At 59.3% G+C, this 23,024-nt stretch carries 24 protein-coding genes; 6 read left to right on the top strand and 18 right to left on the bottom strand.

From position 1 onward, the window contains the following. The 4 genes from ACNO7C_RS05855 to ACNO7C_RS05840 form a co-directional block, all read right to left on the bottom strand. Positions 1 to 1,614: an ATP-binding protein gene (locus ACNO7C_RS05855; RefSeq protein ID WP_460024183.1), complete on the bottom strand. Its 1,614-nt coding sequence runs from the start codon at positions 1,612 to 1,614 to the stop codon at positions 1 to 3. Beyond that, the gene (locus ACNO7C_RS05850) at positions 1,598 to 2,923 is read right to left on the bottom strand and encodes a DNA double-strand break repair nuclease NurA (RefSeq protein WP_460024182.1); all 1,326 of its coding nucleotides are present in this window, start codon (positions 2,921 to 2,923) and stop codon (positions 1,598 to 1,600) included. Before ACNO7C_RS05850 ends, ACNO7C_RS05855 begins: the two co-directional genes overlap by 17 nt. A 94-nt stretch (positions 2,924 to 3,017) precedes the next feature. Then, complete coding sequence (locus tag ACNO7C_RS05845; protein WP_460024181.1) at positions 3,018 to 3,677, bottom strand: peroxiredoxin; 660 nt, start codon at positions 3,675 to 3,677, stop codon at positions 3,018 to 3,020. 154 nt (positions 3,678 to 3,831) lie between these two features. After that, on the bottom strand, positions 3,832 to 4,530 hold the full coding sequence (locus ACNO7C_RS05840) for a dolichol kinase (protein ID WP_460024180.1): 699 nt from the start codon (positions 4,528 to 4,530) through the stop codon (positions 3,832 to 3,834). 154 nt (positions 4,531 to 4,684) lie between these two features. Between ACNO7C_RS05840 and ACNO7C_RS05835 the strand changes: the two genes are divergently transcribed. Further along, positions 4,685 to 5,758 (top strand): L-threonylcarbamoyladenylate synthase, encoded by a 1,074-nt coding sequence (locus tag ACNO7C_RS05835; protein WP_460024179.1) that lies wholly within the window; start codon positions 4,685 to 4,687, stop codon positions 5,756 to 5,758. 12 nt (positions 5,759 to 5,770) lie between these two features. Here the strand turns inward: ACNO7C_RS05835 and ACNO7C_RS05830 are convergent, their stop codons facing one another. The 5 genes from ACNO7C_RS05830 to ACNO7C_RS05810 all read right to left on the bottom strand — a co-directional run bounded on the left by ACNO7C_RS05830 (position 5,771) and on the right by ACNO7C_RS05810 (position 10,043). Beyond that, on the bottom strand, positions 5,771 to 6,415 hold the full coding sequence (locus ACNO7C_RS05830; RefSeq protein ID WP_460025912.1) for a phosphoribosyltransferase: 645 nt from the start codon (positions 6,413 to 6,415) through the stop codon (positions 5,771 to 5,773). A 56-nt stretch (positions 6,416 to 6,471) separates the two neighbouring features. Then, positions 6,472 to 7,215 (bottom strand): ABC transporter permease, encoded by a 744-nt coding sequence (locus ACNO7C_RS05825; RefSeq protein WP_460024178.1) that lies wholly within the window; start codon positions 7,213 to 7,215, stop codon positions 6,472 to 6,474. 2 nt (positions 7,216 to 7,217) lie between these two features. Next, positions 7,218 to 8,189, bottom strand: a complete 972-nt coding sequence (locus ACNO7C_RS05820; RefSeq protein ID WP_460024177.1) for an ATP-binding cassette domain-containing protein — start codon at positions 8,187 to 8,189, stop codon at positions 7,218 to 7,220. Beyond that, a complete protein-coding gene (locus tag ACNO7C_RS05815) occupies positions 8,182 to 8,565 on the bottom strand; it encodes a hypothetical protein (protein WP_460024176.1) in 384 nt (127 codons plus the stop codon). The genes ACNO7C_RS05820 and ACNO7C_RS05815 overlap by 8 nt, the downstream gene beginning before the upstream one ends. A gap of 359 nt (positions 8,566 to 8,924) precedes the next feature. Then, positions 8,925 to 10,043, bottom strand: coding sequence for a CBS domain-containing protein (locus ACNO7C_RS05810; RefSeq protein WP_460024175.1), 1,119 nt, complete (start codon positions 10,041 to 10,043; stop codon positions 8,925 to 8,927). A 93-nt stretch (positions 10,044 to 10,136) separates the two neighbouring features. Between ACNO7C_RS05810 and ACNO7C_RS05805 the strand changes: the two genes are divergently transcribed. Both ACNO7C_RS05805 and ACNO7C_RS05800 read left to right on the top strand, forming a co-directional pair. Continuing rightward, positions 10,137 to 10,532 (top strand): 4Fe-4S dicluster domain-containing protein, encoded by a 396-nt coding sequence (locus ACNO7C_RS05805; RefSeq protein ID WP_460024174.1) that lies wholly within the window; start codon positions 10,137 to 10,139, stop codon positions 10,530 to 10,532. Positions 10,533 to 10,538: 6 nt separating this feature from the next. Then, positions 10,539 to 12,311 carry an aldehyde ferredoxin oxidoreductase family protein gene (locus ACNO7C_RS05800; protein WP_460024173.1) on the top strand — a complete coding sequence of 591 codons (1,773 nt, stop codon included), beginning with the start codon at positions 10,539 to 10,541 and terminating at the stop codon, positions 12,309 to 12,311. Here the strand turns inward: ACNO7C_RS05800 and sfsA are convergent. Both sfsA and ACNO7C_RS05790 read right to left on the bottom strand, forming a co-directional pair. After that, on the bottom strand, positions 12,308 to 13,000 hold the full coding sequence (gene sfsA / locus ACNO7C_RS05795; protein WP_460024172.1) for a DNA/RNA nuclease SfsA: 693 nt from the start codon (positions 12,998 to 13,000) through the stop codon (positions 12,308 to 12,310). The two genes, ACNO7C_RS05800 and sfsA, sit on opposite strands and share 4 nt — an antisense overlap. Further along, complete coding sequence (locus tag ACNO7C_RS05790; protein WP_460024171.1) at positions 13,000 to 13,953, bottom strand: uroporphyrinogen decarboxylase/cobalamine-independent methonine synthase family protein; 954 nt, start codon at positions 13,951 to 13,953, stop codon at positions 13,000 to 13,002. Before ACNO7C_RS05790 ends, sfsA begins: the two co-directional genes overlap by 1 nt. A 149-nt stretch (positions 13,954 to 14,102) precedes the next feature. On the opposite strand from ACNO7C_RS05790, the gene ACNO7C_RS05785 reads away from it, so the two are divergent. Further along, on the top strand, positions 14,103 to 14,465 hold the full coding sequence (locus ACNO7C_RS05785) for a nucleotidyltransferase domain-containing protein (protein ID WP_460024170.1): 363 nt from the start codon (positions 14,103 to 14,105) through the stop codon (positions 14,463 to 14,465). Between the two features lie 59 nt (positions 14,466 to 14,524). Here the strand turns inward: ACNO7C_RS05785 and ACNO7C_RS05780 are convergent, their stop codons facing one another. The 3 genes from ACNO7C_RS05780 to mobB all read right to left on the bottom strand — a co-directional run bounded on the left by ACNO7C_RS05780 (position 14,525) and on the right by mobB (position 16,160). Beyond that, positions 14,525 to 14,950 carry a nucleotidyltransferase domain-containing protein gene (locus ACNO7C_RS05780; protein WP_460024169.1) on the bottom strand — a complete coding sequence of 142 codons (426 nt, stop codon included), beginning with the start codon at positions 14,948 to 14,950 and terminating at the stop codon, positions 14,525 to 14,527. Beyond that, positions 14,901 to 15,296 carry a HEPN domain-containing protein gene (locus ACNO7C_RS05775; RefSeq protein ID WP_460024168.1) on the bottom strand — a complete coding sequence of 132 codons (396 nt, stop codon included), beginning with the start codon at positions 15,294 to 15,296 and terminating at the stop codon, positions 14,901 to 14,903. Before ACNO7C_RS05775 ends, ACNO7C_RS05780 begins: the two co-directional genes overlap by 50 nt. A gap of 120 nt (positions 15,297 to 15,416) precedes the next feature. Further along, positions 15,417 to 16,160 (bottom strand): molybdopterin-guanine dinucleotide biosynthesis protein B, encoded by a 744-nt coding sequence (gene mobB, locus ACNO7C_RS05770; RefSeq protein WP_460024167.1) that lies wholly within the window; start codon positions 16,158 to 16,160, stop codon positions 15,417 to 15,419. A 58-nt stretch (positions 16,161 to 16,218) separates the two neighbouring features. On the opposite strand from mobB, the gene ACNO7C_RS05765 reads away from it, so the two are divergent. Further along, a complete protein-coding gene (locus ACNO7C_RS05765; protein WP_460024166.1) occupies positions 16,219 to 16,956 on the top strand; it encodes a HesA/MoeB/ThiF family protein in 738 nt (245 codons plus the stop codon). On the opposite strand, the gene ACNO7C_RS05760 is transcribed toward ACNO7C_RS05765, so the two are convergent. The 3 genes from ACNO7C_RS05760 to ACNO7C_RS05750 form a co-directional block, all read right to left on the bottom strand. Next, positions 16,953 to 17,252, bottom strand: a complete 300-nt coding sequence (locus ACNO7C_RS05760; protein ID WP_460024165.1) for a twin-arginine translocase TatA/TatE family subunit — start codon at positions 17,250 to 17,252, stop codon at positions 16,953 to 16,955. The genes ACNO7C_RS05765 and ACNO7C_RS05760 overlap by 4 nt on opposite strands. A 252-nt stretch (positions 17,253 to 17,504) precedes the next feature. After that, on the bottom strand, positions 17,505 to 18,692 hold the full coding sequence (locus tag ACNO7C_RS05755; protein ID WP_460024164.1) for an MFS transporter: 1,188 nt from the start codon (positions 18,690 to 18,692) through the stop codon (positions 17,505 to 17,507). 79 nt (positions 18,693 to 18,771) lie between these two features. Next, positions 18,772 to 20,178, bottom strand: coding sequence for a dihydrolipoyl dehydrogenase (locus ACNO7C_RS05750; protein ID WP_318537715.1), 1,407 nt, complete (start codon positions 20,176 to 20,178; stop codon positions 18,772 to 18,774). Positions 20,179 to 20,218: 40 nt separating this feature from the next. Between ACNO7C_RS05750 and sppA the strand changes: the two genes are divergently transcribed. Beyond that, positions 20,219 to 21,145, top strand: coding sequence for a signal peptide peptidase SppA (gene sppA / locus ACNO7C_RS05745; RefSeq protein ID WP_460024163.1), 927 nt, complete (start codon positions 20,219 to 20,221; stop codon positions 21,143 to 21,145). 482 nt (positions 21,146 to 21,627) lie between these two features. On the opposite strand, the gene ACNO7C_RS05740 is transcribed toward sppA, so the two are convergent. Further along, positions 21,628 to 23,022, bottom strand: a complete 1,395-nt coding sequence (locus ACNO7C_RS05740; RefSeq protein ID WP_460024162.1) for a glycosyltransferase family 2 protein — start codon at positions 23,020 to 23,022, stop codon at positions 21,628 to 21,630. Positions 23,023 to 23,024 lie beyond the last annotated feature (2 nt).

Below are 23,024 nucleotides of genomic sequence, written 5' to 3'. Positions count from 1 at the left end.
TCACACCTCCGCGAACCCCCCACGGATAGGTGGAGGAAGCCTCGGCGCCGTCAGGTTCAGGTCCTCTCGGGTCTTACGCAACTCCTCTACAAGGTCTATGTCTGCCCCACCCTCCCTCGTCATCCTCTCGCGCACCTTGACGATAACAGGTATACGAGTAAGCTCACCCACGATCACAGCCTCGCCGACGTTGAGCCCCGGCAGGTCCCGCATGAGCTCCTCCCCCAGCCTCTCGCTCGACTCCGCTACAGCTCTCTGGTCCAGCGGGTTCGTTATCCTCAGAATTATCTGGCTGTTGCACTGGCTGAGCGTGTCGGCGTCTATCTTGCTGGGCCTCTGCGTCACGAGTATTAGGAAGACGCCGAACTTCCTCCCCTCGGCGGCGATCGTGTTAATGATCTCCGCGGACATCGTTCTCCTCTTCGCTGCCTTACTGGGGACAAACCTATGCGCCTCCTCAATCACCACGAATACAGGGTACGGGAACTGGCCGGTAGCCCTCAGGTTAAACAGTCCCTCCAGAACCCTGCTTACGATGTAGTCCTGGCTCGCGTCGTTCAAGCCTGAAAGATCGAGAATAGAGACGTGGCCGGGTCTCAGAATCTCGTCCTTTAGCGGCGTCGTTCTGTCCCCGAACACGCGGAGTTTGACAAGACTGCGCAGGTGGTTGTACGCTCTGCTCGCCGCCTCCCTCTTCTTCTTCTCCGAGGACCTCGCCATCTCGTCGAGCTTTGCGAGGAGGTCGTTGACCCCGTACGCGTTTTTCTTCTCCTCCCTGAGCGCCCTCACCGCCTCTCTTATAGCGCTCCTCACGTTCGCCCAGCTCTCGGGTATGCCCGCTATGGCCGCCACCTCGTCGCCGTCCAGTTCCGAGAGCTTGAAGATGAGCTCGTGAACGTTGTCCAGCTGATCCGGGGAGTACCTCCCCGTGCTGTTGGGGTTTCTGAAGATCTGGATCCTGTTTGAAAACTCGTGCCTCCTCATGTCCCTCGTGCGGCTTAGGAAAACGTAGTCCGCGTGCGGGTCGATCACCACCGCTGTGCCCCCCAGCCTCAGGAGTTCTTCGAGGATGACGCCGACTGTGTACGACTTTCCTGCGCCGGTCTGAGCTATGACCGCTACGTGCCGCCTGAAGCCGTTGAGGCTCAGGTAAACGGGCACAGACGGTCTTGAGACGAGACTCCCGATGTGCAACCCTTCGTCAGGGTCATACGAGAAGAAGTCCCTCACGAGCTCGTCCGGCGCCAGGTAAACCGGGTTGCCCGGGAATAGAGCGCGCCTCGGCATCAGCACAACTTTCCTGCCGTTCTCCTCGGCTAGGAAGCCCAGCGTTCTAGCCATGCACAGTATGTTCGAGTCATCCACCCCTGCGCTGTACACTCGCTCGAGCGTCGCTAGGTCCAGCTTCGACGTGAAGGCACTGCTCCTCGACACTACTCCGACTACTTGAGCCAGAACGCTGACCTCCTGCAACCGGCCTCCGAACATCTCCTTAGACTTCACCACGACGTACTCGAACTTCTGCGGGTGCCCTTCCTTGGTCGTGACGAACACGAAGCTCTCCGGTGTAGCCTCCTCGACGATCCTCCCGATCGGTTCAAGGGTAGTGTACACGCCTCTCACCCCTCGACAAGAGGAAGAACAAGCCGAGCTCCCGCATCAGAACCCCACGGTAAGTCTCAAGTGTGGAGTCTGAGATTTTAACCCTCCGGTCAGCCTCAAGCAGAAGAACATTGTAGCCCCTGATCCCCGCGTACATCCCCCTCAGCAGGGCGATGACTCTCAGCAGGCTCTCAGGCTTATCATCCATGAAGCGGCCCGCATCTCCCTGAAGCCCGTTAGCCCCGCTAAGTGCGCTAATGTCTCGCGCCACGACATCCACGCGCACAGGGTCCTCCCCGCTCTCGAATACTACGTAAAACATGGCAACAGGGGGGTAGTTTCGAAGCCTCGAGATGAGATCCCTAGCCCTATCCTCAAACCTAGAGCCAATCCTGCCACGCGTCTTCTGGAAGACCCTCGACAGCCTCTCCACATGGTCAACCGAGCCGTCGTCGAGCACGAGGTCAAGCTGGCCTGCCAGGACCCTTGACAGCTTGAGGAGGAGGGGCATCGTGTACCCACTCCCCAGGTTCAGGTGGTACAGGATCTTCGAGTCGGGGACAGGGGACCTGGCCTCCTCGAAAAACTTGTAGAGCTCTGCGGGATACACTCCGGAGCTGGTCTTCCTTCTCACCTCCTCTACTATCTCGCGGGGCCTCCGCCTAAGCCCAGACCACAGCTTGAGGATGTCTTGAGTGTCAAGACCGTGCTCACGGGCAATGCGCAAAACCTGCTCCTTGAGAACCTCTTCCTTGAAAAGAGTCGACCTCGAATCCTTGCTGACGCCCACGACAACCGCGCCCTTCCTGAGAGCAGCGCTGAGGAAGTCGCTGTAGGCTTCAACGTAGTCGAACATGAAGTCCTCCCTATCCTGTATTTCAACCTCCTTCAGCACGTGTATCATCCTGCCATACAGCGAGCCGTCCACGAGTATGAACTCAGGATCCGTCTCGAGGGCGTCAAGCGCCACCTCGTGCTCAAGGTGCTCGCGCAGAAGCCGCAAGTAGTCCTCGTAGTCTCTCAGATCCTTAGGGTAGAAAGCCTCCAGGCGCAAGCGCCTCTTCTGCAACCCTCCTATTCCGAGGGCTATCGAGCGCGCCACGACAAGAACCCCTCCACCAGCCAACTCCACCGTGCCGCTACTGCTATCGACGGCGTAAACAGCCCGGCTCTCCAGGTCTCGCTCGGGGAAGCGGTTCCACTTCCTCTGGACAAGCTCCCTGTACCACTCCGCTGTGGTGCTGGAGCCTCCCGCAATCTTTGCCAGCTCTTCCCGGTTGCGCTTAACCTCATCAAGCAACAGGTCTAGAAACTCAGGCACAGTAACAGCTAGCTTTACGGGTATATAACCCTCCTGTAGATAATTATGAAAGCAAAAACGTTACGTAAAAATAAAAAAATTCAGGATTTAATTTTTAAATTTTTTTGTGACAGAACCACCAGTCGAAGCACTCGATCTCCTTTTTAGCAGCCTTCTCGAGCCTCTCCTTCGCTGTCTTCTCGTCCGCCGCAGGATTGATGATAACGTGGTCACCTACTAGCTCGTTGTTAGGCCAGTTCGCGGGTATAGCGACTCCGTACTTGTCAGACGTTTGGAGGCCCTTGATCATCCTAAGGATCTCGTCCATGTTCCTTCCGAGCTCCTGCGGGTAGTAGAGCATTGCCCTCAGGACGCCGTTGGGGTCGATGATGAAGACTGCGCGCACCGTGTTCGTGCCCTTGCTTGGGTGGATCATCCCGAGCTTCTTCGCTATTTCACCCGTGTCGTCCGCAATTATGGGGAACTTGATCTCGACGCCGAGCTTCTCCCTGATCCACTCCACCCACTTGATGTGGCTGAACACCTGGTCGATGCTCAGCCCGATGAGCTGGACGTTCAGCTTCTGGAACTCGTCCCACCTCTTCTGGAAAGCCACGAACTCTGTCGTGCAGACAGGGGTGAAGTCGGCGGGGTGCGAGAATAGGACAACCCACTTTCCTTTGAAGTCGTCCGGGAATTTAAAGACGCCGTGTGTGGTTTTAATCTCCATCGTTGGGATTTTTTCTCCTAGGAGCGGTATCCTCCCTTCAGCCATACTTTTCACCTTAGCGTTCCTAAACTGTAATGGGCGCTAATAAACCTTTTGGTTTACTTTTCGAACTTTTTATTCAGAGTGACTTAAGGTATGGGTTCACTAGCATTTGAAGATGGGGAAAGCGAGAAAAACACGGCTTCGACGGGCAGGAGCGTTAGAAAATTCCCATTAACTGTAGCACGTAGAGTGTCGTGAACGAGACAATCGGAACCGTAGTGTTATCATCCAGCCTTAAGCCACCCAGGTACTCGACTCGCTCCACCAAGCTGGCGGCGAGCGCAGATAGGACGCCCGAGGGGCCGAAGTTTAGGGCTAGCGCCATCGCCGCGCTTACTATGAACATCGCTAGGTTCCCGCTCCAGTGCTTGACCCTCCTTTTGAAGAGCGCGTTCCTCACGATGCCCGTCACCCCGTCGCCTACAGCCATGAAGAGGAGCGGTAGAGCGCCGAAGAGGAAGGGGCTGTTGTAGCCGAGCTGCTTCCCCGCGAACCAGCCGAGCGTTATGAATATGGCCCACATTATGCAGAAGTCGACCTCGTAGATGTTGTCGGGGTCCTGGAACCAGTACATCAGCTTACCTGTTTTGTGGGGAATGTACGTGAAAACAGCTAGGAGTAGCCCCATTACGAAGGGCACTAGTGGGGTCTCGAAGAGGGGGTATAAGGCGATCAGGAGGGCCACAAGGCCGCCGGCCAGTATGTGTATGACCTTCCTGGCATAGTATATCGCGACCTTGTGGGTTTCGCGCTTGGCGAAGTAGTTGTAGGTTACACGCGCTATGACGATTACCACGAAGAGAACCCACGCTAGTAGTAGTACCGCGTTCAATATTTCACTTAATATGGGATGCATCGGAGCATCTTCGCTTTTCTAGTATATAACAATTGCTTTTTTAAAATACGTTAATTGACGAAATCTTCCCACGGGGTTCAAAGGGGTGCAGATTGCGTTTTCCCACCAGTTAAAACTATATAAAAACATGTCGGTTCCAACTCCGAGACCCGCTTTGGGTGCTGAGACGCTGATCCTCAGGATAAACCCCCTTAAACCAGAGAGGGACCTCGTCAGGGTAGCGGCCGCTATCCTCAAGGAAGGGGGGCTTGTGGCTTTCCCAACCGAGACCGTCTACGGCCTTGGGGCTGTCGCCAGCAGGCGGGATGCCGTGCTGAGGATCTTCAGGGTCAAAGGGAGGCCCCCGGACAACCCACTAATCCTGCACCTTGCCTCCCCCGACTGGCTACCCAGCGTGGCGCGAGAGATCCCGGAGGTGGCCTACAGGCTCGCTGAGAGGTTGTGGCCGGGGCCTCTCACGCTCATACTTCACAGAAGTGAAAGCGTCCTGGACGAGGTCACAGCTGGTTTACCCAAGGTTGCCGTACGCGTGCCCGCGCACCCCGTGGCCTTGTCGCTCATTGAAGAGGTTGGCGAGCCGGTAGCGGCCCCAAGCGCCAACAAATCCGGAAGGCCTTCCCCCACCCGCGCTGAGCACGTGCTTGAAGACTTCAAGGGCGAGATCGAGGCGATCATAGACTCGGGGGACACTTTGCACGGCGTGGAGTCGACGATCGTCGACGTAACGCAGAACCCCCCAGTCCTGCTGCGTCCGGGAGCTCTGCCCGTAGAGGACATCGAGAGGGTAGCCGGTGTGAAGCTGGTTATCCCGCCTTTCGCCAGGGGGCTAGGCGAGGCGGACAGAGCTCTGGCTCCGGGAACCAGGTACCGACACTACGCCCCAAGGGCGGAAATGGTAGTTGTGGAGCTTGAAGACTACTCTGAGCTATCGAGGCTCGTCCGGGTAGTGAGGGAGATAGCTCTCAGCAAGAAGGCGAGCGGGCTGAGAGTCGGCGTGCTCTGCAGCGACGAGACGGCGAGCTTCTACGAAGGGGTGGGGGTTGTGAGAAGCCTCGGCCCCCGCAGCAACATGTTTATTGTCGCCAGGAAACTGTTTGCCGCGCTCAGGGATTTGGACCGCGAGGGTGTTGACTTCATTGTCGCCGAGGGCTTCGAGGAGAGGGGCCTCGGCCTCACCGTGATGAACAGGCTCAGGAAGGCCGCGGGGTTCAAAGTCGTCAGAGGCTAAGCCTGCCCCGGCTCAACTGACGGCGGAGCCGCGGAGGGCGCGCAGGACGTCGTCGTCACTCACCTCGCTGAAGTCCTCGTAGTACATGCCCACCGCCCACAGCACAGCGGGCCTCAAAACCCAGACAGCCTCGTCGCAGTGCCTCGCCACTAGGCCCACGACATCCTCGGCGATCACAGGCGTTGCGACAACAACTCTAGCGGCACCGGCGTTTCTCGCGGCCATCGCCGCCGCGATGACGGTAGCACCCGTCGCGACGCCGTCATCCACGATAACTGCCGTCAAACCTCTCAGCTCCAGAGGGGCGCCGCCCCTGAACCTCGCCACGTACTCCTGAACCCTCCTCTTCTGCCGCTCTATCTCCCCATTGAGGTACTCGTCGCTCACACCCAGCTCCCGCACGAGCTCCCAGTTCACGTAGACAGCGTCGTGCTCGCTCACAGCCCCGATGCCGAGCTCGGGGTTGTACGGCGCTCTCAGCTTGCGCGAAACAATGACACTCAGCGGCGCGCCCAGCCTCTCGGCCACGCTCCTAGCGGTGATTACTCCTCCCCTCGGTATTCCGAGGACGACGCTCGCGTGAGGGTCGACAGATCCGCTCAGCTTTTCAGCGAGCAACCCGCCCGCGTGGACCCGGTCGCGGAAAATCCCAACCATCACCTACTCAAGCCCCTAACTCAACTCTCAGAGCTTTATCGGTTTCGCGCTGCGCGCTAGGCTTCCTCTATCCTGCGCTTTAAGGCCACGGTGCCAGCGGTAAGCCACACTACGCTCGACGCGGGCAGAGCAACAGCGCTGGTAACGTCCAGCGCACCGCTTAGCACCACCGAGCGGGCCAGCTCGATCGCAGGCGTTAAAGGGTTGAAAAGCAAAAGCACAGCGAGCCAACGGGGTAGGACGGAGAGGGGGAAGTACACGGGGCTGAGCAGCGTGAGCGCCGAAGAGGCCAGGGACACCGCGAAAGAGGCCTTCGATATGTCCTTGGAGAGAGATCCAACAAGGGAGGCAAGCCCGACGAGGCTTAAACCGGCCAGTATAGACGCCACAAGCGAGACCGCGACAAAGGTGACCGTCACGGGGACGTAGGCCCAGGACAGGAGTACGGAGAGAACGGCAGGTGGGAGCGCCGCGGTCACCGCCGCTAGCGCCCTCGCGATTAGGACAATGTGGCGCGGAAGCGGAACCTGGAGGATCTGGTCGAGGAGGCCTAGGCGCAACTCGACCACGTGGAGAACTGCCGCTGCGAGGGCCGCGCTCAGAGTAGAGGTCGCCACGAGGGCTGTGACGACGACAACATGGAACTGCAGTGCCCCGCCGTAGAGCATCAGGCCATAGGGGAGTAGCGCGAACTCAAGGATCACCGAGAGGGTCGGCGCCGCTATAACCTCGCTCCTACGCTTCAGGAGCCTGGTCAGCGTGTGGGCGTACACAGAGGTGAACAAGCGAGCGGAGTTCACTCTTACCGCCCCACCCTTACGTCCTCAATCTGGGCCCGCGCCGCCACCCTTGCAAGAAAGGAGATCAACCTCCCCGGCTGGTCTGCACAGGCCTTGACCTTAACCGGCACAGGGCCCTCGTGGTGGATCACCCGAGCCCCCGCTGGGAGCCCCTCCGGTGCTCTGGCTACGACGGCCGTGTATACCCCCCTGATGTCAACGCCCAGCAGTGATAGCAACCTCTCCACGTCTACCTCCATCTCCACCCTCACGCCCTCCACAGCAAGCTCCCTCAGCCTCGCGAGGGTCGCCCCATCGGCGACCGCTTTGACTTCAGCGCAAAACGCTTGCCCTTCGGCCCCGGCTCCCTGTTTAACCTGACCGCCCAGTGTTAAGACCGCCCCGCCCAGCTCGCTGACCAAGCCTGTGTCGTGCGTGGCAACTATGAGGAGACTCTCCTCGGAGAGATTTTTTAGCAACCTCAAGACCTTGTCCCTGTACTCAGCGTCGAGTGCCATGGTTGGCTCGTCGGCGAGCATTACCGGGGCTCTCCTGACGAGAAGCTTTGCGAGCTCGACTCTCTTCCGCTGTCCCGCGCTCAGCTCGTGGAGTCTCTTCCGGAGTAGGTCTCTGAGCCCGAGCTGCGCGGCAGCATCCTCGACGCTGCCTCGAACCTCCCTCGGGCTCGTAGCGGCGTAGAAGCGAAGGTACTCCGCAGGCGTCTCCAAGGCATCGGCCTGCGGCATCTCGGCGGCGAAGGACACGAAGCCCCTGACCCAGTGGTCGCGGAACGGGTCTGCCCTCATCACGCGCACGCGACCTCTCTCCGGCTTCAGGACTCCCGCGATGAGCCTCAGCAGGGTGGTTTTGCCAGAGCCGTTCGGCCCGAGAACCAGCAGGGCGCCCGGCGCCTCAGCGTGAAACGTTAGCCCTCTCAGCGAGTACTTCGACAGAGACTCGGCGCTGACCGACGGTTTACTGGGAATGCTATGCATTCACCTCCCTCCTCAGGCACGTTAGCAGATCGAGGAGATTACCGCTGCATTGTTGCGCGAGCTCTTTCACGTAGACATAGGCAGATGCATAGTACTTTTCGTCCCCACCCAGCAGGTGAGACACCAATACTGGCATCACGCTTGCCAGCTGCTGCGAAAGCTCCGGCGTGCTACCCACTTGGATAACCTGAAAATGCGACTCAGCGCTCCACTTCTCAAGCTCCTCTCTGCTGACAGGCGGCGTGGCGAGGAGCGCCTCCTCAGCCCTCTTGGCCAGCGCTTCATCGTGCAACCTGAGGGCTTGAACCGCAGCGTACGTGGCGAATCCCTCCAACATCCACCTAGGAAGTTGCTGAGCTAACCCTTTGATCAACATAAAGGTCTCCACTACGCTGTGCAAGAAACCGAGGAGCCTACGGGCTTCATCCCCATCTTGCCACACATACCCGCTGCGTCAACACGTGTTAACTCGTTAAGGGGGAGCTTGACCGCAGTTGTTCCTTTAGGTGAAAACACCGCCAGCACTTTTCTCACGCTAATCCCTAGCTCGTCAAGCTTCTCGAAAAGGCTTAGGAGCAAGCCTTTTTCCGCCTCCCCAGCAGAAATACCAGCTACGCAAATCTCAACTCCTCTATTTAACATGAATTTATTCCCTACCTCTCAATCGTTTTCGCATTAACAAATGTATCGTTTCGTTACTTCAATTTTCCGTCTCAACCTGAGAGAATTCCTAATTTACGACAGTTTCCTAAGCCTAGCGAGGTTTATGCGGCGTTCTCTTTTCTTGTCCTTTGTCTTCGCGAAGCTCTTGTAGGTGGCCTCGAGAGCGTCGTAAACTGCCTGTACGGCGTCCCAGCCGGATGAGGACGCGGAGTGCACGCCCTTGTCCAGCTTGATCGACACCTGCACGTCGAATCTGCGCCGGTCGCCGGCCTTCTCCCTTGGCTTGACCACGACGTCGAGGCTGAGGAGGTTGGCCCTCTCGGCGACGCTCCTCGCAGTCTCGAGCGCTTTCCTGAGCACGAGGTTCTGCTCGATGAAGTCCAGCTCCTCAACCCCCTCTACCCTCACGGGGAGCTTCGCCTCCTCGACTTTGGGTAGGAGCCTGCGCAGGAAGAGGTACGGTGAGATGACTCCCACGACTCTCTGATTCGAGTCGACCACGACGGCGCCTTCGGCGATGTCTTCCCTGCTTGGAACGTGATCCACCTGCAGGACCCTGGTGGCTGGCAGCATGATCTTCGAGACCGGCTGCGAGAGGAAGTACTCGACGTCGCCCTTGACCTCCCCGAGCCTGTCTCTGCGGAGAGGGGTGTTGTAGATGAGGTTTACAAGGTCGTATACCCTCACGACTCCGGCGAGCTTCTCCTCGTAGGCGACGGGTGCGAGCCTGAGCCCCACCTCCGCCATCACCTTCCTGGCTTTCTCTATGCTTTCATCCGCCTTCAGGGGCTCAAGGGGATACGCGAAGTGCTTCGCGGGGACGCGGGGTGCAAGGTTTAGCGAGTATATGACGCGCCTGGCCGAGATGACTCCCACAACCCTGTCGTCCTCGGTCACCGCCAGGCCTGGGAGCCCCGTCTTCGTGAGGAGCCTTGCCACCTGCACGGGGTCTGATTGGAGGGTTACGGTGGGGGCTTTCTCGGCGACCGTCTTCAGCTTCGTCTCGCCATGAACGCGCGTCCGGAGGATAGAGAATATCGAGACGATCCCAGCGTACTTACCTTCATCGTCGACGACCGGGACAACGGGGGTTTCGTAGCGCCACATCCTGTCGGCGGCGACGGAGACCGTCTGGTTGTGGGAGAGGGGTTCGAGCTCGACGAGAAACTGCTTCAAGTGAAGGTCACTCATAACATGTTTAATACCACGGGCTTGTATAAAAACCTCGTTCTTATCTGTTCTTACGTAAGAAGGTATTTTATTTGGAAAAACATTCGATTTAGCGTGGCAAGGCTTGTCGTCCAGGATGTTGACAAGTGCGTTGGGTGCATGTCGTGCATGTTCGCCTGCTCCAGGCGCTTCAGCGAAGGGGGTTTGGCGAAGTCCGCTATACACGTCGCGAGCATAGGCGGCGTGGAGAGAGGCTTTAAGGTCGTCGTCTGCCGGGGTTGCGAGGAGCCTTCCTGCGCCGCCGCGTGCCCGACAGGTGCTCTGGTTAAGCGTAAGGGAGGGGGCGTTATCCTCAACCCTGCGAGGTGCATCGGTTGCGGGAACTGCGCGAGGGCCTGCCCCATCGGGGCTGTCATGTGGGACTACGAGAGCAACAAGCCTATAATATGCGTCCACTGCGGCTACTGCACAAGCTACTGCCCCTACGGTGTGCTCGCACTCTCGAGGTGAAGTAGGATGGCTACGCTGGGCTCGCTGGGTAGGGTCCTGTACATCGACTTGACGAACAAGAAGTACTGGGTTGAAGACAGGTCGGAGCTCTTCGAGGAGTTCCTGGGCGGCGTCGGTGTAGCGGTGAAGCTCCTCGAGGAGGAGCTCCCCAGAAACGCCGACCCACTGGGGCCGGAGAATGTGATAGTCTTCGCCGTTGGCCCGCTCAACGGGCTCTACCCAACTGCCTCGAAAACCGTGGCGCTGTTCAAGAGCCCTCACACCGGCAACCTGGGCGAGAGCCACGCCGGGGGGAGGAGCGCCGTCGCTATACGCTTAGCGGGATACGGGGCGATAGTGGTCAAGGGTGCAAGCGACCTGCCCGTTTGGGTCTCCGTGCAGGGGGACAGGGTGCTCTTTAGGGACGCGCGCGCCCTCTGGGGGATGACGAGCAGCCACACTGTCGGAAGGATCATACGCGAGGTCGAGCCCGGTTCAGGGCTGAGGACGATAATGAGGATCGGCAAGGCGGGGGAGAGGATGGTCAGCTACGCCAGCGTGATCACGGAAACCTACAGGCACTTCGGCAGACTCGGCCTCGGCGCTGTCTTCGGCAGCAAGAGGCTTAAAGCGCTGGTCGTTACGGGCAAGTCCTCTATCCCTGTGGCTGACAGGAAGGCGTACAGGGAGGTCTACGACAAGCTGTTCAAGCTGATCGTCGAGAGCCCCCTCATGAAGAAGTACCACGAGATCGGCACGCCTGTGAACGTTCTACAGCTGAACGAGCTGAGTGCCCTGCCCTCGCTTAACCTGCAGCAAGCGTTCCTCGAGACCGCTGAGAAGATTTCTGGCGAGTACCTCGCCGAGAGGTACCTCGGTAGAAGGGTCTCTTGCGCCCACTGCCCTGTCGCCTGCATCCACCTCGCGGTCCTGAGGGAGCCCTACGAGGAGGAGCCCTACTTCTACAAGACGACCTTCGTGGGCTACGACTACGAGCCGATCTACGCTCTCGGCTCAATGCTGGGGGCGCGGGAGCCCGAGGGCATGCTGAAGCTCATCGACGTAGTCGAGGCCTATGGGCTGGACGCCATGACCACTGGAGTCGTGCTGGCCTGGGCCACTGAGGCCTACAAGAGGGGCATAATCTCCAAAGAGGACCTCGACGGCGTCGAGCTCGACTGGGGCAGGTACGACGCCTATATCGAGGCCGTTAAGAGGATAGTTGAGCAGCCAACCGAGCTCTACAGGGCTATGGCCAGGGGCGTGAAGTACGCCGCGGAGCGCTTCGGGGGGAGGGAGTTCGCCTTGAGCTTCTCGGGTAACGAGATGCCCGGGTACCACACCGGCCCCGCCGCGCACCTCACGTTCGCCTTCGGCGCCAGGCACAGCCACCTCGACAGCGCAGGCTACTCCCTGGATCAGAAGACGATCGGTAAGACCCCAACCCCTCGCGAGGTCGTCGAGAGGCTCTACGAGGAGGAGTCATGGCGCCAGGTGCTGTCGAGCCTCGTCGTGTGCTTCTTCGCCCGCGAGATCTACAAGCCCGAGAATGCAGCGGAGGCGCTCAGACCCCTAGGCTTCGAGCTCACAGCAGACGACCTCCTCAAGCTCGGCAAGAGGATATACGGTGAGAAGTACAGGCTCAAGATCAGGGAAGGCTTCAAGCCCGAGGAAGTAGAGTTCCCAAAGAGGATCTTCGAGACACCAACCCCGCACGGCGTCCTGAGCCGGGAGTACATGGAGGAGGCGAAGAGGGAGTACGTCGCGCTCATAAGGAGGGTGATCTCGGGCGAAGCCTAGAGGGCTACCTCAAGCTCCTCCCTATCCAGCAGCACGGCGGACTCGGCTGGGTCGTAGTGAACGGAGAAAGCCCTGACCTCGACGCCGCGCTCAGCAGCCTTTCTCAGGAGCACAGCCAGCTCCGGATCCCCCTGGACGTAGGGCTTGAAGGCCCGCACCCGGGGGAGGGCTGCGACGAAGACTATCATCGCTCTGCCACCCGCCTCGGCTATCTTGATGAGCTCGGCGACGTGCCTCCGCCCCCTCGCGGTGGGGCAGTCGGGGTACATCGCGTACCCATTCTCCCTTAAAACTGCGCTCTTGAGCTCCACGTACTTGAGCTCCTCCCCGCACCTCAGAAGGTAGTCGAGCCTCGATGCCCCCACGCTGGGGTTCCTCGAAGCGATGATGCAGGGAGCCCAGCGGAGAGCGCCTTTCCCCAAAGCCTCCTCGAAGCTCCTCATCTGCAAGTCTGTGTCGATCAAGGCCGCCCCCTCCACGTCCTCCACGGCTATCAGGCGGTGGCTTGTCTTCCCCCTGTTCGGGAGGCAGTACCCGTTTCTGCCCCGTACAAGGTACTCGAGGAGGCGGCCCGTGTTGGTTATACGCGCCAGCCTGGCCTCCCCGCCGACCTCTACCTCTACGACGAACCTGTTGAGCCTGCGGATTATGGTGCAGACCTCGGGTTTCCCTAGCCTCATCAGCTCCATTACTCCACCTTGCTGGCAACGCTCACGAGGACTTTTATCTTCTTCAAAACGATCTCCTCGTACTCCCGGCCACCGAGGAAGCCCTTTAAGCCGCCGAAGCCGCAGTCGGGCTTCAGGAAAAGCAGGGCGTCACCGTACCTCTCCGCGGCATCCCGGGCCAGCGCGAGTACCTCCTCCTCTTTCTCGACGACCGGCTTGATTGGTGAGACAACGCCGTAGGCGAGCTTCTTGGAGTGGCTGACCAGCTCCTCCCGGGCGTAGTAAGTTCTGTTCGCCGGGAAGTCGCTGTGCTCGTGGTCGAGGAAGTCGGCGTTCTGGAGCCTTAAAAGAATGCTCTTGAGGAGCGGGGGTAGCTTGCCGCAGACGTGAACACCCCTGTGCGCTCCCCCAAGCCTGCCTAGGACACTGTCGAGGGTGGAGGCGACTTCCTCGGGGGTCAAGCCGTACATCAAGCTCCTTGCACCCACAACCACCGACAGCACTGGCTCATCCACGCAGTACACCTCCCCCCTGACCTCCCTGTGAAGCCTGGACGCGACCTCGCTCAAGTACTCCGCGACCCTGCTGCGCAGCTCCTCGTCTGTGAGAAGAGAAGAAGATATGTCACCCACTCTCCCCCTAGGCAGAGAGACCTTGGAGGCGATCGTGAACGGCCCCGTAACCGGGACGCGGAACCTCACACCCAGCTCGCGCGCGATGTCTGCAGCTATGAGAAGATCCTCCGGGGGCTCGGGCTCGACCTCAGCGACATCCCCCTTGAGGCGGAACCCCAAGCCCTCCTGCACCACAACCCCATCCCTCACCATAGGCTCGATGAACATGTAGACGAAGTCCCTCAGCTGGGGCAGGACGGGGAGCGTCACGCCGAGATCAACCTGGTCCTCCAGGGCCCTCCGGATGTTGGCTTCAGAGTACTCCAGCGGGAAACTGCCCACAAGAGTCGTTGCAACCACTCTTAAGACCCCCATTACTTCCTAACGGGGCTACTTTTGACTTTTGCCCTGCCACAACTGGGAATCAGCTACTAAGCGCCACCGGTAGCAACCCGACACACATATTTTCCTAATCACTGATATCCACTGAACAGAGTTGGGTGCTCTCGGTGAGCAGTGAGCATGCAGAGAAGTTGAGCTGGGTCAGGTACCACTTTAACCACTTGAGGAGGTGGAGGGAGTACGCCGAGAAGGTGGCTAGGGCTGTTGGGGACCTGGCTCCGGGGGCTAAAGTGTTTGTAATCGGGAGCGTTGCCGAGGGCACCCCGACCATATACAGCGACGTTGATATCCTCGTAGTGTTAGACAGAGTAGATATGGAGACGAAGAAGAGGCTCCTCGTCGACATCCTTGAGAGGGCGATAGACCTGTACCAGCTCCCGTGGGACGCGCCCGTGGAGCTACACATAGTGAGCAGGGAAGAGGCTGAAAGGTACTTCAGGAATGCGAGGAGAGTTATCGAGATAGCCTGAAACGTCTGGGTAATTCGGAGAATTGTCTGGAATCCATCAAGGGTGGAACATGAGCGCTGCTACGAGTTGGTGCATAGGTTCCGCCTCGCACAGAACGCATCCTTTATCCGCGCGAAGACGCTCTCGCTGCCTGCCAGTAAGACCCCTCTCTCCACAGCTTCCTGGACTATGCGGCTTCCCTCGTAGGCGAGCCTCGTGATCTCGTCGAGAGTGTAGACAAAGGGGTCAACGTCCACTGGGAGAGTTGGATCAAGGAAGTCTGGTATCCTCTCGTGCGGCTTCTTATCGGACGATTCCAGCACCACCAACACGTCGGCGTCTGAGTAAGCCGTGTAGTCGCCCCTCGCTAGGGACCCCACCAGTACCACAAGCAGGGCTCCCTTAGCGACCACCCGCTCTGCGTAACTCTTTAAGGCCTCGAGCACGCACCCGTAGTCAAGCCTGAGCAATCTTACGCCGGCAGAACTCAACGATTTCTCGGGCATACCTGATAGCCCTCTCCGCATCAGATTTAGAGTAGTAATCCATCGGTGCACCCTCTGGGTGGAAGTTAGGGTAACGAGCAGGTATGTAGTGACGGTCAAGCTCTTTCGCCTTATCCACCAGCTCCTCCGGGGGGCTCACCTCCCGAGGTAGGCTCGCTAGGAGGCGTGACACAGAATGCCCCCACACCTCAATACCTAGGCTCTGGTAGAGGGCTTTAACCGCCTTCTCCGCGGCTTGCTGGGCAGCGAAGCAAGCCCACTCGTAATCCCCCGCCTCCAGAGATCTCTGAGCGTGCTCCAGGTCCCTTAGAGCCTGCCTAAGCCAGTCGGCACTCCGGGATACCATACTGGTTCCATCTCCGTGCGTTACTAGCACGTGCAAAAACTTAATACTTGCTCTCACTCGCATGTTCTCGGTTTTCCAGCCCCTCACCTCTACGAGGGTAGGGGGTGTTATGCGAACGGGTTACAGGGTGATCTCCAGCCCGATTCTCTTAGGGTTCTGCTCGACTCCTTTAAGCGTGGCAACGAGCCCCAGCACTACATTCCTGAAGACGTCCTGGACGAAGGGGTTGAGCTCGACGGGCTTCCCGTCTACGAGGAGTTTCACGCGGCTGGCCAGCACGGTGCACTCCCTGTGCGTCGCCTCTCCCCGGGCGATGGCCTCCGCTAGTGCGATGCAACTACCGTACTTGCAGAAGCCGCAGTTCAGGGCTGGAAGCGGCTCAATGGATCGCTCCACGGTGAGGTCTACGAGCCTATCGGGCTCGGTTTCCGCGTCGATGACGGGCGCTGGCAGATCGGCCTGCGCAACCTGCTTTGCTATTCTGCCTGTGTACGCGATGACCAGCGGGCTCGTGAGCTGCCTGGCCTCATCGACGCTGCTTGCGACGACGATCCGCGAGCCGGGGAAAGCCGACTTGAATCCCTCGACTACCAGGAAGTCGTAGCCCCTCAGCGACGAGATATACTGCCAGAGGCTGAGCTTCCCACGCCTGTACTCCACCGCCTCGCCCTCCGCCAGCGCGACCGAGACGTCTGCCCCAGCCCTGAAAAGCCTGCTCGAGTCATCGCCGTAAAGGGTTATCCCGCTGTGCGCGTGCTTCAGCGCGGCGACACGGAAACCCCTGGCCTTCAGCCCCCTGACGAGGAGCTCTGCAACAGTCGTTTTGCCCGTGCCTTTGAACCCCACAACCGCTACGGCTTTCATCGATAGCTTCGTGGCGCCCTGAAATTTAATATTGCTGTAAAGCCTTAGATACTGTTGTATGACGCTCTCAGAGAAGGAGCTAGAAAGGTATGACAGACAGATAAGGGTGTGGGGTATTGAGGCTCAGGAGAGGCTCAAACGGGCCGCGGTGGCTATCGTAGGTCTTGGCGGTCTGGGCTCGCCCGTCGCAATGTACCTGGCCGCAGCGGGCGTGGGCAGGCTTATACTCGTGGACCCCGAGAGAGTGGAGCTCATCAACCTCAACAGGCAGGTCCTGCACTGGACCCGAGACGTGGGCCGCCTGAAGGTTGAGAGCGCCGCCAAGAAGCTCAGGGAGCTGAACCCCGGCGTTCAGGTTGAAGTGCTCCCGAGGAGGATAGAGAGCCTTGAGGACGCGCTCGATATCGCTAGGAAAGCGGACGTCGTCGTAGACTGCCTAGACAACTGGAGAACCAGGTTCCTCCTGAACGAGGCGTGCGTGAAGCTCGGGAAGCCGCTCATCCACGCCGCGGTGATGGGGCTTTACGGCCAGCTCACAGTTGTGAAGCCGGGCGAGGGCCCCTGCCTGCGCTGCATCTTCCCGACAGAGCCCGCGGAGGAGAGGCCTTTCCCCGTAGCGGGTCCGACGGTGGGGGTTCTTGGCTCGCTCGAGGCCCAAGAGGTGCTCAAGCTACTAACCGGGTACGGCGAGGCTGCCGTAGGAAAGCTCGTCCTAGTGGACGGGGCGCGGATGTCCTTCGATGTCTTAAGGGTTCAGAGGAGGAGCGACTGCCCCGTGTGCGGTAGCCTGGGCTAGAAGAGGCGCCTCTTCTTTTTCTCCTTCTTCTCCTCGGCCTGCAGCTTCTCCGCGATCTCCCTCAGAGCCTTATCCATGTCATCCCCTCCGGGCTTCGCCGGGGTCTCGGACCCAGCTCCCTCGCCGCCGCCAGCCTCCCTCCTTATTATGTCGGCGGACTCCCTGAGGGCTTTAGCCAGCTCGGGGAGCTTCCTTGGGGCGAACAGTATGACGGCGAGAATCACGAGCAGAAGTATCTCTGTCGGACCAAGACCTATAGAGTAGACGCCAATATGCTGTGGGGCCGGAACTAGCATGAGGAAAGCTTGATTTCGGGGCGTATATAGCTATCGGTTTGCTACAGGAAGCAGTAGCTTCGAACCTCAGATAATCGTACGTGAAAGCATCATGGCCTCGTGAATTAGCGCATGGCCAGCCCCATGCAAAAAATTAACGTCTAAACACTCATCTGAAAACGCATCCCCGCGCTACGTTCGCCTTAAGTGGGCACCTTGTACGGCGCCTTGCAAACCCGTAAATCCCCTTGCTAAAAATAACTTTAATTTTCTTTAGAGGGTCTCTTTCGCTCCGATCGAAAGTATTCCGGATATTAGAGAGGCTGCGCTGAATACTATGAGTACAGGCTGGGGGTCATTTAAGATGGCGCCTAGACTCTGGTAGACGGCGACGGTTAGGAAGCCCACCATGTTGACGAAAGCGAATGTTGTCCCGGAGAACTCTGAGGGGTACGCTTCCCTCGCCATCGGCGAGATGACTATGTGCGTGGCGGCGATGCCGCCCAGCATTAGCATGTATAGTTGTAGGAGGAGGACGGAACCCGTTGATGGTAGTAGCACAGCCGCGAGCCACGCGGCGCTGTGGAGGAAGCAGCTTGCTATGAGGATTGGCTTCCTCTTCTTGAGGACGGAGTCGCTCACGTAACCTACGATCGGCACCGTTGCGAGGAACGCTAAGGCTAAGAGGAGCAGTGCCTGAGCCGCTTCCCCCTTTGACAGCCCGAAGCCCCTCTGCATGTACTCGTAGGCCCAGTAGGACTGGAAGGCCAGGACCGCGGAGTACGTTCCGGTGTAAGCGAGCGCTACGGCTATGGAGTGGTATGACGCCGCAACCACCTTGAGCTGGGAGATAGTCTGCTTCAGGCCTTCGAGAAAACCTCTGCTACTGAGGCCTTCATCCCCGATCGTGCGGAGCGGTACGAATGAGAGAACACCGGACGCCACGGTGAGTGCTGCGAAGAAGGCCGGGAAGCCTAGCGAGTCGAGGAGCATCCTGGCCGGCAGGGTCGCGAACAGAGCTCCTAGATTCCCGACGGCTAAGGCGAGGCCCGTGAGCAGGCCTCCCTTATCTCTGGGGGCGTACACCCCGATGATCCTCTGGATCGACACGTAGACAGCCGCCGCGCCCGCTCCGATGAGGAGCCGGCCGGCGAGCATGGGGTAGGGGTTCGCCATGGCGAAGAGAAGAGCGCCCGCTGTCATCACGCCAGCGCTTATCGCAACGTACCTCCTGACCCCAAGGGCGTCGGCTAAAACCCCGGCGGGCAACTGCATGGCGGAGTAGGCGTAGAAGTATGCGGAGGCGAGCGCCGAGGAGAGCAGGGCGACGTCGAAGCCGCTTGCTCCAGCTATCTGCGTTAGCTCGGGCTTCAGAATCCCGGTTACCGTCCTGTGGATGTACACGAGGAAGTAAAGGGAGTAGAGCACGGCGAGCATGAGGTAGAGCTTACTCCCCTTCATCGACCTTCACGTGGCAAGGGTTTAAAGATTTTTTAACCTATCTGCTCTTCTCTCCCGGGAGAAGTTTCCGTAAAGGGCTTCAGTGCTCGTGCCTGTGCCACTCCTCTGGCTCGTGTAGGTGGAAGAAGGCTCGTTCGACGACCTCGGAGAGGGCGGGGTGTATGTGCATACCCCTGTAGATCGGCTCAGCTGTCTGATCATCGGTATACATCAGGTTGACGATCTCCTGGATCAGTATCGAAGCCTCCGGGCCGACGATGTGGGCCCCGAGGATCCTGCGGGTGTCCTTGTCGAGGATGACCTTCACGAAGTAGTCGCTCACCATCATCGCCTCCCCCTTAGCCGTCTCGTCGTAAGTGGCGTAGCCCACGAGGATGTCGTACTTCTCCCTAGCCTCCTCCTCCCTCATCCCGACGCTCGCGACCTCAGGCTCGGTGAACACCGCGTGGGGGACCGCGTGGTAGTCTGCTTTGACCTCCTCGCCGAGGAACGCGTTGTAATAGACGATGACGCTCTCGTAGTTAGCCTTGTGCTTGTACATAAGCTTCCCGGTAGCGTCGCCGAACGCCCATATGTCCTCCTTCGTGGTCCTCAGGTACTCGTCGACGACGATCCAGCCCTTCTCGTCCGTCTTAACCCCGGTTTTCTCAGGCCGAGTGACGTCGCTGTAGGAGGCCCGCCCGGACGCTATGAGGATAGCGTCTGCCTCGAACTCGACGTTGTCCCCCGTGACCTTGTTCTCTGCCACGACTATCTTCCTCTCACCGTTTTTCCTGAACTCAACCACCTCGTGGCTTGTCCTTATGTCCATGTACCTTGAGAGGTCCCTTTGGAGGAGCTCCGACACCTCGGGCTCTTCGCCGGGGAGGATGCGGGGCCTCCTGCCGAGAACCGTTACCTGGCTACCCATCATCGCCAGGAAGAAGCCCAGCTCCAGGCCGACGTACCCCGTGCCCACCACGACCGTTCTCTTGGGTAGCTCTCTCAGGTCGCGGAAGAAGTTGTCGTTCGTGTAGAAGTCTACCGAATCTATGCCCGGGACCTTCGGGATGGCTGGCTTAGAGCCTGTGGAAAGGAGGATCTTCTCCCCCTCGATCTCCCGCCCGCCGACGTCGACGGTGTAGTCCCCCACGAAAACCCCGTCTGTCTGGTAAAGGTCGATGAGCGGGTGGCGTTTCAGCGAGTGCTCTATCTCCTTGCTTTCCCGGTATATCCTCCTCCACACCCTCTCCATGGTGTAGGTGAAGTCGGCGTGCTGGAGGCTGACCTTTATCCCGAACTTCTCGGCCTCTCTTATCCTCCTGATGTTCCTAGCTACCTCCAGCAGGAGCTTTGAGGGGATGCACCCCCTCGTCAGGCAGATCCCGCCGACCATGTTGTTCTCGATGACCGCGAAGCGCAGGTTCGCGCCCCTGTTTATCAGCTCTGAGACAATGTTCATCGCGGATCCTGTTCCGAACACTATCACGTCGTAGTGCTTCACCATACCCGAAACGAAAAAATAGCTTCATCGCGTCTTTAAAAGCATGTCTCAGCATACGGTTCCGGGTAAGCTCAAGAGGAGGCTCCCGCTGCTCCTGATAATCGCCGTCGTGGTTGCAGGGGTAGCGCTTTCACTGTACTACTCCACGGCGCCGCAGCTCACCCTCACCCCCCACGTAGCGAAGATAGTTATAACGGGGGCGCTCGACTACTCCGCCTCCTCGATCCTAGGGGCTACGACGGGGGTTGAGGACTACATAAGCCTGATCAGGCAGGCCGAGAGCGACCCCACGGTCAGGGCTGTAATCCTGGTCTTCGACAGCCCTGGCGGCACGGTTTCGGCATCGTACGACCTCTACACAGCCGTGAAGGAGCTTGCAAGAAAGAAGGTCGTCGTTTCCTACGCTAGGGGAACCATGGCCAGCGGGGCGTACATGGCCGCCTGCCCCTCCACCAGGATATACGCCAGCCCCTCGGCCCTCGTGGGCTCGGTTGGCGTGTACACCTCGGTTCTGACCGCTGAAGGCCTCCTGGACAAGCTCGGGGTTAAAGTATACACGATCAAGTCGGGTGAGCTGAAGGACATCGGCTCGCCCTACAGGAGCATGAGCCCCGAGGAGCTGCGGGTGATGCAGGAGATAATAGACGAGTACTTCGAGCTCTTCAAGAGCATAGTGCTCGAGAGCAGGGGGAACGTGAGCAGCGAGGTGTTCACCGGCAGGCCTTACAGCCCCCAGCAGGCTTTAAAAGCCGGGCTCATCGACGGCGTTACCACGCTCGAAGAGGCTTTAAACAAGACGAAGGAGCTCGCCGGCCTACCGCCTGATGCACCAGTAGTGGAGCTATCGCCCCCTAAGCCGGGGTTGCTCACCCTGCTACTCGGGGGGTCAAGCTCGAGGCTCCCACTCAGCGTGCCGAGCATAGTCTACTTAGCGATGTGGCCTCCGCCACAGTACATCGTCCTACCGTAGACCTGCATCGCTACAATGATAAAGCTCGCCTTTGCTTTCACCGTTTCCACTCAGCAGGCCTTACGCTCCTTCCCGAACGCCTCGCAGGTAGGCCACAAGTAGGCGACGCGGCGCCCCATGGGGCTACCCCAGCCGAAGAAGGATAATGAAAATCAGAGGGAGCCGGTTGGGCAGAAGAAGTGGGAGCACCCGAGCCGTTTGGGGGCCTTTAGCACTCTACCAGCCTGAGGGGGCTTTCAGGGCAACGGAGCGGTAGCGCATCGGCAGAAGATTGTATACAAACACCCCTGCGTGAAACTCAGGGGGTCGGCGCCAATCAAGGCTATGCAGTTTTAGCCGTCCAGTGTTCTGCACGCTCACGGCGCGGGAGTAGCTAGGCGCCCAGAGCTTCTGGGCCTCAAGACGGTAAACCTGCCTTGCGGCTGGCTGGTCGGGGCGAAATCGAGAAGTGATCAAGTGGTGAGAGGCGAGTTGCTCTGCTCTCAAAGCTCCAGCCTTAGCAGGCTGTAAACGGCCGCGATTAGGTAGGATGCTGAGATGGCGAAGGTGTAAAAGTTCCTTGCAATGAGCGACAGGATGGCTCCAATGAGCGCCCAGACGGTGATGAGGTGGGGGGTTTTTTCCCTTGGCAGCTGCTTCTCTTTTTCTCCCTTCGGCGTGACCTCCCATCTGTAGCCGGTCCTCAGGAGTCCTTTAACGGCGCTTACGGACAAGTGAGGGGAGAGCACTGTGAGGATCGCGGCGAACCTCCCCAAGTTCACCAGGTACTGCTTGAAACCGCCCTCGTAGATTTCAGGGACCAGCCGGTACATGAGGTACCCGTATATCGTGCTGAGAAGGACTAAAGGGACTACCAGGGACGCTACTAGCAGGAGCTGGGCCCTCAGGGAAACGCCTACCGGCTGTGCAAGGGCAATCGCGGGCGCGAGCAGGAAGGCGGTGAACGTCGGTAGCGTGTGCAGCGGGTGCATCATGTATGCCACCATTTCTAGCTTTGTGCTCCACGGCAGCTTCGCCGCGGCAAGCCTCCTGATGCTACCGGCTAGAACCTCGCTCGTGCCGTACGCCCACCTTGACTGCTGCTTGCGGAGGGCGTGAAGGCGGGAAGGCACGAGGACCTTCACCTCACCGTTCTCCAGCAGAGCCGTGCGGTGACCCGTGGTGGCCAGCTTAACCCCCATGAATATGTCGTCCTGGATCACATTGTCCCCCCACCCGCCCACCTCGAGAATGGTGGAGCGGCGGTAGGCCGTCCCCGAGCCTAGGGGGAAGATGAAGAAGCCTGCCCTCCACCTAAGCTTGTAAAGCAGCGCTGTGCCGAGGTTTGTGAAGAAGGCCATCGCCTCCGCCACCCTGGTCTTCTCGTACGCGTAGCCCCTCCACGGGATGACGTAGGCGTCCTCTCCACCGATCTCTCGGCAGAGGGCCTCCAGCGTCGAGCTGTCCACGACCGCGTCGGCGTCGAGAACCAGAATGTAGCTCGACCGGGACGCTGAGAAGAAGCTGTCGAGAGCCCCTGTCCTGCCCCCCTTCGGGTTCTCCCTCCTTACCACCTCCACGAGGCCGTTGCCGCCTATCTCCCTTTTTAGACAGCCTACGTACTCTGCGTCGTCGTCGGAGAGAACCACGACCCTGCTGATGCAGCTGGCCGAGGTGAAAGCCTCCATGTTTCTTCTGAGAGCTTTTTCGACGACACCGATCGGCTCGTTCTTTATGGGGATGACCACCTCCAGCGAGCACCCACGGCAACCTTCACTCCTCGACGCGGCTAGCCTTCGGGGGGACCTGTACGCCTTGACGGCTATTACAAGGTAGTAGATCATGACCAGGTAGAGCGGGAAGATGAAGATCAAGAACAGGGTGAAACCGGGATCCATGA

This window comes from Infirmifilum tikiterense (assembly GCF_054696565.1).
Note: the sequence above shows the minus strand (reverse complement) of the source record. Positions and strands in the feature narration are given on the sequence as shown.

What these genes read in the sequence shown, in the direction of transcription:
- ACNO7C_RS05845 (WP_460024181.1), bottom strand. Translation starts at nt 3,677, where the DNA reads ATGGCTGAAGGGAGGATACCGCTCCTAGGAGAAAAAATCCCAACGATG.
- ACNO7C_RS05840 (WP_460024180.1), bottom strand. Translation starts at nt 4,530, where the DNA reads ATGCATCCCATATTAAGTGAAATATTGAACGCGGTACTACTACTAGCG.
- ACNO7C_RS05830 (WP_460025912.1), bottom strand. Translation starts at nt 6,415, where the DNA reads ATGGTTGGGATTTTCCGCGACCGGGTCCACGCGGGCGGGTTGCTCGCT.
- ACNO7C_RS05820 (WP_460024177.1), bottom strand. Translation starts at nt 8,189, where the DNA reads ATGCATAGCATTCCCAGTAAACCGTCGGTCAGCGCCGAGTCTCTGTCG.
- ACNO7C_RS05815 (WP_460024176.1), bottom strand. Translation starts at nt 8,565, where the DNA reads ATGTTGATCAAAGGGTTAGCTCAGCAACTTCCTAGGTGGATGTTGGAG.
- ACNO7C_RS05810 (WP_460024175.1), bottom strand. Translation starts at nt 10,043, where the DNA reads ATGAGTGACCTTCACTTGAAGCAGTTTCTCGTCGAGCTCGAACCCCTC.
- ACNO7C_RS05800 (WP_460024173.1), top strand. Translation starts at nt 10,539, where the DNA reads ATGGCTACGCTGGGCTCGCTGGGTAGGGTCCTGTACATCGACTTGACG.
- sfsA (WP_460024172.1), bottom strand. Translation starts at nt 13,000, where the DNA reads ATGGAGCTGATGAGGCTAGGGAAACCCGAGGTCTGCACCATAATCCGC.
- ACNO7C_RS05780 (WP_460024169.1), bottom strand. Translation starts at nt 14,950, where the DNA reads ATGCCCGAGAAATCGTTGAGTTCTGCCGGCGTAAGATTGCTCAGGCTT.
- ACNO7C_RS05775 (WP_460024168.1), bottom strand. Translation starts at nt 15,296, where the DNA reads ATGGTATCCCGGAGTGCCGACTGGCTTAGGCAGGCTCTAAGGGACCTG.
- mobB (WP_460024167.1), bottom strand. Translation starts at nt 16,160, where the DNA reads ATGAAAGCCGTAGCGGTTGTGGGGTTCAAAGGCACGGGCAAAACGACT.
- ACNO7C_RS05765 (WP_460024166.1), top strand. Translation starts at nt 16,219, where the DNA reads ATGACGCTCTCAGAGAAGGAGCTAGAAAGGTATGACAGACAGATAAGG.
- ACNO7C_RS05760 (WP_460024165.1), bottom strand. Translation starts at nt 17,252, where the DNA reads ATGCTAGTTCCGGCCCCACAGCATATTGGCGTCTACTCTATAGGTCTT.
- ACNO7C_RS05755 (WP_460024164.1), bottom strand. Translation starts at nt 18,692, where the DNA reads ATGAAGGGGAGTAAGCTCTACCTCATGCTCGCCGTGCTCTACTCCCTT.
- ACNO7C_RS05750 (WP_318537715.1), bottom strand. Translation starts at nt 20,178, where the DNA reads ATGGTGAAGCACTACGACGTGATAGTGTTCGGAACAGGATCCGCGATG.
- sppA (WP_460024163.1), top strand. Translation starts at nt 20,219, where the DNA reads ATGTCTCAGCATACGGTTCCGGGTAAGCTCAAGAGGAGGCTCCCGCTG.
- ACNO7C_RS05740 (WP_460024162.1), bottom strand. Translation starts at nt 23,022, where the DNA reads ATGGATCCCGGTTTCACCCTGTTCTTGATCTTCATCTTCCCGCTCTAC.